This is a genomic window from Nitrospirae bacterium CG2_30_53_67, assembly GCA_001873285.1.
GTDB lineage: Bacteria > CG2-30-53-67 > CG2-30-53-67 > CG2-30-53-67 > CG2-30-53-67 > CG2-30-53-67.
Map to the genome: position 1 here is coordinate 1 of MNYV01000118.1, position 5,077 is coordinate 5,077.

Consider the following 5,077-nt stretch of genomic DNA (forward strand, 5'->3'; position numbering starts at 1 on the left):
GAGTCAGGTTCTGGTAGAACAGGTTCAGGTTGGTGACAAAATATCCCGCTGCCTCATTTCCGGTAACGGTTTCCCGTTCGCTCTTATACTGTTCTTCCAGCCCTGCAAAGAGTTTCTCAGGGATCACCGGAAGGATGAGATTCAGCTTGGCCAGATGCTTGGGTGCATTGGACAAGACCCGGCCGGTCCGGATGTCTTCGGTCTCCTGATAGGTGTAACTGATGCGGCCTTCTACGCCGCTTTCCCATTTCCCTTCGAGTTCCAGCTCCGCGCCTTCGGCCTTGGCCTCGCTCACATTGTCGTACATAATCAGACCGTCGGCGGGGTCGGTCGTTTGAGTGATCAGATCCTTGATGTTATAGAAAAATCCTGACGCCGTTCCCCGCAGGTGATCCCCGATATACTGCTCGTACACCAGTTCGTAGGTCTTGATCGTCTCAGGATCGAGGTTGGGATTGGATTTTGTATTCCCGCTGCCGTCATAATAATAGAGCTCGTAGGCATTGGGCGCCCGGAAGGCCTCACCATAGAGAAGCTTGAAGGTCGTTTTCTGATAGGGATTGTAAATCAAGGCCAGTCTCGGATTCGTGGTTGTGCCGAAGGTGTCATAGTGGTCGTAACGCACACCGCCATAGAAGATGAGGTCATTAAAAATCTGAAATTCATCCTGGAGGTAAACGGCCCAGTTGGTGCTGTCTCTCCGGTCGTCCAGATAAGTGGTGGTCGCATCGTAGTTCTGTTGATCCTGCCTTGTGTTTTCCCGGATTTCGGCGCCCAGAATGGCCCGATGCTTCTCCAGAAACCTCCGGGTCAATTGAAATTCTCCCCCAAACCACTGACCTGGAGATCTGTCCTTGAAGATCATGATATTGGGATCCGAGGAAGGATCGGCTGCATAATCCGCAATATCGTACACATAATCTCCGGAATAGGAGTAGGCGTCATAGAAGATCCGTGCCATGGCATCCAACTCATTCTCAAAACGGTGCTCATACTTCAGGTCCACATACTGGCGCTGATCCGTGGCCTCGGTACGAGGATCATTGAATACGATGCCCCAGGGAGCCGTCGGGATCTTTTTCTCTCGTTCCACACGTGCCCCTTGAAGAGTGAAGTCCTGAAATGAGAGTTTCCCGAAAAAGTTCTGCATCTGGTCATGGTCGCTGTTGACGGCGATACCGTTGTGGGTGGCGGGATCATCGAATTCCCTGAAATAGAGACGGTCATTCCCTGCACTTTCATAGGCCGTTGCCGATAGGAGCATTTCCATGCCGTTCTCAAACCGGTTGCCGTAACTCAAGCGCTTTTTATAGGTACGGAGACTCCCCGCCTCGCCGGACACCTCCAACCCTTTGAGATCGCGGCCGCGCTTGGTGATCACATTGATCACGGCAAACAGGGCATTGCTTCCGTAGATTGAAGAGCCTGGGCCGCGTATGACCTCGACCCGGTCGATGGTATCTACATCGAGGAGAAACGCTGTGTCGATATAGATACTGTCATAAATATTCTCATTCATACGGTGCCCGTCCACCAGGAGGAGAATCCGGGTGTTATAATCCCCCGGACGCGCGAACCCGCGTACCCCGAGATATGCATAGTTCCGGTCATAGCTGGTGTAAAACCCGCGCAGGCTGCGCAGGATGTCCGCAAGTGTGCGGTAATGGTACTTCCTGATTTCATCGGCTGTGACAATGCTGATGGACGACGGCGCCTCGGTCACCTTCTGTTCATACTTGGAGGCGCTGTAGACAGAGGGAATATCCTGAAAAAGCAGGACCTCATCATTCATCTGAGCCGAGCCCACGGGCCCTTCTGATACCGCGTAGACAGAAGCGGGGATAAGGGAGCAGATGACCAGGGCTGGCATCAGTAACTTCTGCAAGTGCATTTTCATCTTCTCCATGATTCCCCCACGACAATAAATGCTAAAAAGAATCTTAATTCACAACCGCTGTTCTGAGACTTTTTACTAATGTTCTTAATATGTTATCGGTTATTCATCTGAAAACTTTAATTTTATTCCAAAATGTTTATCCCATTAAGCAGAGGGTTTATATAGTTAATTTTAACCGTTAACAATCCAAAGTGTCAATATTTTACAATGTATTATTTGACCTTACACCTGAGCAAGTTGTCTTAGGTCAATCCCGCTGCAACCCTAAGTGGTCCTGTTCGTAAATGTGGTGACGTACCGAGAGTGCTGTATTTACGAATAGGGCCACTAAGGCGAGGATTGGAGTCAACAAAACAAGGGTGCCCTTCTGTGTCTGCCTGAATATTGTTTCAGATGGATGGTGCCCCCGGGGTGACTCGAACACCCGGCACCCGGTTTAGGAAACCGGTGCTCTATCCGCCTGAGCTACGGGGGCAAGAAAGATTCCGAAGCTTAAAAATAGCATTATGTAACATGTTTCATGTGATGTGTCAAGAAAACAGGGGGAGAAAAAAATTACTGCAGTTCCGGGTAGCGAAAGGTCCCCTTCAGTTCAAAGGGGTAGTATCCTTCCTGGTCCAGGGTCCTGTCAGAATAGGCGGCGACGCCGTGGAGGTTGATGGGATCATCCGCCATGGGCTTCAGCCGGGCAGAAAGATGGAGGCCGCTCTCAAAGAGGTCCTGGGGATTGAGTATAATCTCTCCCCGGATCTTCGCGGCCAGGATGTCGCTTTCAACCAGCAAGTTCTCGATCCGGAGCTTCCCGTCCGTGAGTTTTGCGTCTATCTGCATGATATGGAAGTCAAAGTCCGGAAGGTTGAGCCCCTTGATCAGGATATTCCGGACCCGCCCTTGGCTCAAAGCGGCAACAAAGGTCCCGGGCCCGCTGAGATAATCGTTTAGGCCATGGAATTGAACATCCGCCTGGCCCGTGAGTTTCCCGCTCACCTTGAAGTTTCTCAGATAAAGAGGGGCGAGCGCCTCGGCGATACGGATATCCTTGACCTGTAGGAGATATCTCCCCGACTCCGGCCTTACGGGAAACCGCAGACGAACCTCTCCGCTGGTTTCACCGCCATAGCCTTTTCCAAGAAAACGGACGACCATTTTTTTCCCGAGAAGGGGGAAAAAAGAGAGCTTCAGGGTCAGGGTATCCCCCTTGAATATGCTGTACCTCACCCCTTGGTACGGCAGTTGGATCTCTATAGGATCCAGCCTGCAGCCGAGGGGGAAGCGATAAGAGAGGTCTTTGTAAATCAGACTGATCCCGGTTTTTTTTTCAAAATGGACAATCAGGCTTTCCGCGGTTCTCTTGTAAGGGAAAAAAACAAGGATGAACAGAAGGAAAAGAGAGACGCCGTACAGCATATAAACAATCGGTATTCGTCCGCGCGGGTTGGGCATCTTCCTATCCTAACCGTCTTTCGGTTATGTAAATATCATCTTCCGGCCATCTCCAAAGTCTGTTTGGGAATTGGCGGGCAAATTTAAAAAAAAACTTCCTTGAATTCTGAAGAACCGTTGAAGCTTTCTTGCAGGAAGCTTCAATTCTTCTTGTGGTCGCCATCTGTTTTTGATACCGTATACCCAGATTATCCGGGGTAAGAAAAGTATGTCAAGAAAAAACTTGATCACGGAGTGTATCGGAGTCACCTTCGCCTTTTTTGTCTTCATCTTCATCCTGCAGACCCATCCATTCTCAGGCGTGCCGGGCCGTATCGGCGGATACCTGACGCCTCTCGCCTGGATCCTTGTCCCATGGATCATCCTTACCATCAGGCAGGAATCCTTCATGGAGTTCGGATACCATCTCGAAGACTTCCCTCGATCGCTCGGCATGGGTCTCGTTGTCTCGCTTTTGCTGATCCCCTATTTCACGGTCTTCGCCCTCCGGTTCGGAATGCCCGACTTGGATTTTCTGGAAGGCGGCAGGGGCATGGATTGGATCAGGATGGCTCTGTACCAGGCCTTCTATATCGCCTTGCCTGAGGAATTCTTCTTCCGAGGGTATCTTCAGACCCGTCTGAACCAGATCTTCGGGAAACCCTGCCGCCTGCTCGGGGCCGAAACAGGCTGGGGCCTTTTCCTGGCATCACTGATCTTCATGATCTTCCACCTCGTCATCGGCTTGAATGTCTGGAACGCCGCCATTTTTGTCCCGGCGTTGATCTTCGGATGGCTCCGGGAAAAGACCGGGTCCATCACGGCCTCCACGGTGTTCCACGCCATGTGCAACATCATGCTTTTCACTTTCCAGGGGAGAACCTCCTGAAACCACGTTGATCCCCTCTCCAATCCTGATTCATGAAACCCGCGCGTCCGGCGCAAGTCATCAAAGATATTGACCAAATTCCGATCTATCGGTTAAGCTATAAGTATGGGGTGCAACTCAATTCGTTTCCGGCTTTCAGGCATCATACCGTCTTTGAGGGTAGGATCTAAGAAAATGGCATCGCCCGTAAACAACCTGATTAAATGGCGTATGGGGATCCTCTCGCAGAGCTTTCCCGGCCGGACTTTTCTGGGCCGCCTCTACAGGTTCTTGCTCTTTGCGCTCTTTGATCCGGCTCTTAAATGGATCTATCGGTTCCGGATTGCCCTGCAGGAAAAAAGGCCCTCTTATCTGTGCCTCTCGGATTACCGTCTGCTCAAGGAAGTGAGGTCCCACTTTCCCGCCCCTCCCCTTCTCCGGAGATGGGCAAGAACGGGCCTACTGAACCGCGGGAGAACCGGTTACGAAGGAATCCTTTTGCAAATACATGCCGCCAAGTTCCGTACCCGGAAAGCCCCGTGGATCCTTCCGGAGACGGCCTTGTTCTCGCCGAGTCTGGATTGCAAGGGGTTTGCCGTTCTCTTTTCTTCGCTCTTGAACGCCGCCGGAATCCGGAACCAACTCTGGATCGGACTCCCATCGGATGGAAAAGACGGACACGCCTGGGTCGTACTGGAAACGGACTATGGAAGGATAGCGGTGGACCAGTTCAACGGCGACGGCATCAGGGAATCGGTTTTCCTCCTCGAACATCCTTATGCCATCAGGATCAACTTTTAACCGCGGACGCCTTTCGTCTCTTTCGTGTTTAAGTTGAAGCACGCAGAAATTGGAAACCAAAGGTTTTCTTGCACGCCTTTTGATCAAAG

At 51.3% G+C, this 5,077-nt stretch carries 4 protein-coding genes and 1 tRNA gene; 2 read left to right on the forward strand and 3 right to left on the reverse strand.

Features of this window, described 5'->3' with window-relative positions; genetic code table 11:
* The 3 genes from AUK29_07250 to AUK29_07260 form a co-directional block, all read right to left on the reverse strand.
* The coding region (locus tag AUK29_07250) for a hypothetical protein (GenBank protein OIP63067.1) at positions 1 to 1,906 on the reverse strand (1,906 nt) is incomplete at its 3' end.
* 389 nt (positions 1,907 to 2,295) lie between these two features.
* Positions 2,296 to 2,372: transfer RNA gene (locus AUK29_07255), tRNA-Arg, on the reverse strand.
* 80 nt (positions 2,373 to 2,452) lie between these two features.
* The gene (locus AUK29_07260) at positions 2,453 to 3,304 is read right to left on the reverse strand and encodes a type II secretion system protein GspN (protein OIP63068.1); all 852 of its coding nucleotides are present in this window, start codon (positions 3,302 to 3,304) and stop codon (positions 2,453 to 2,455) included.
* A 244-nt stretch (positions 3,305 to 3,548) separates the two neighbouring features.
* Here AUK29_07260 and AUK29_07265 point away from each other — a divergent pair, with 244 nt between their 5' ends.
* Together AUK29_07265 and AUK29_07270 are read left to right on the forward strand one after the other, a co-directional pair.
* Positions 3,549 to 4,208: a hypothetical protein gene (locus AUK29_07265; protein ID OIP63069.1), complete on the forward strand. Its 660-nt coding sequence runs from the start codon at positions 3,549 to 3,551 to the stop codon at positions 4,206 to 4,208.
* A gap of 174 nt (positions 4,209 to 4,382) precedes the next feature.
* A complete protein-coding gene (locus tag AUK29_07270) occupies positions 4,383 to 4,988 on the forward strand; it encodes a hypothetical protein (protein OIP63070.1) in 606 nt (201 codons plus the stop codon).
* Positions 4,989 to 5,077 lie beyond the last annotated feature (89 nt).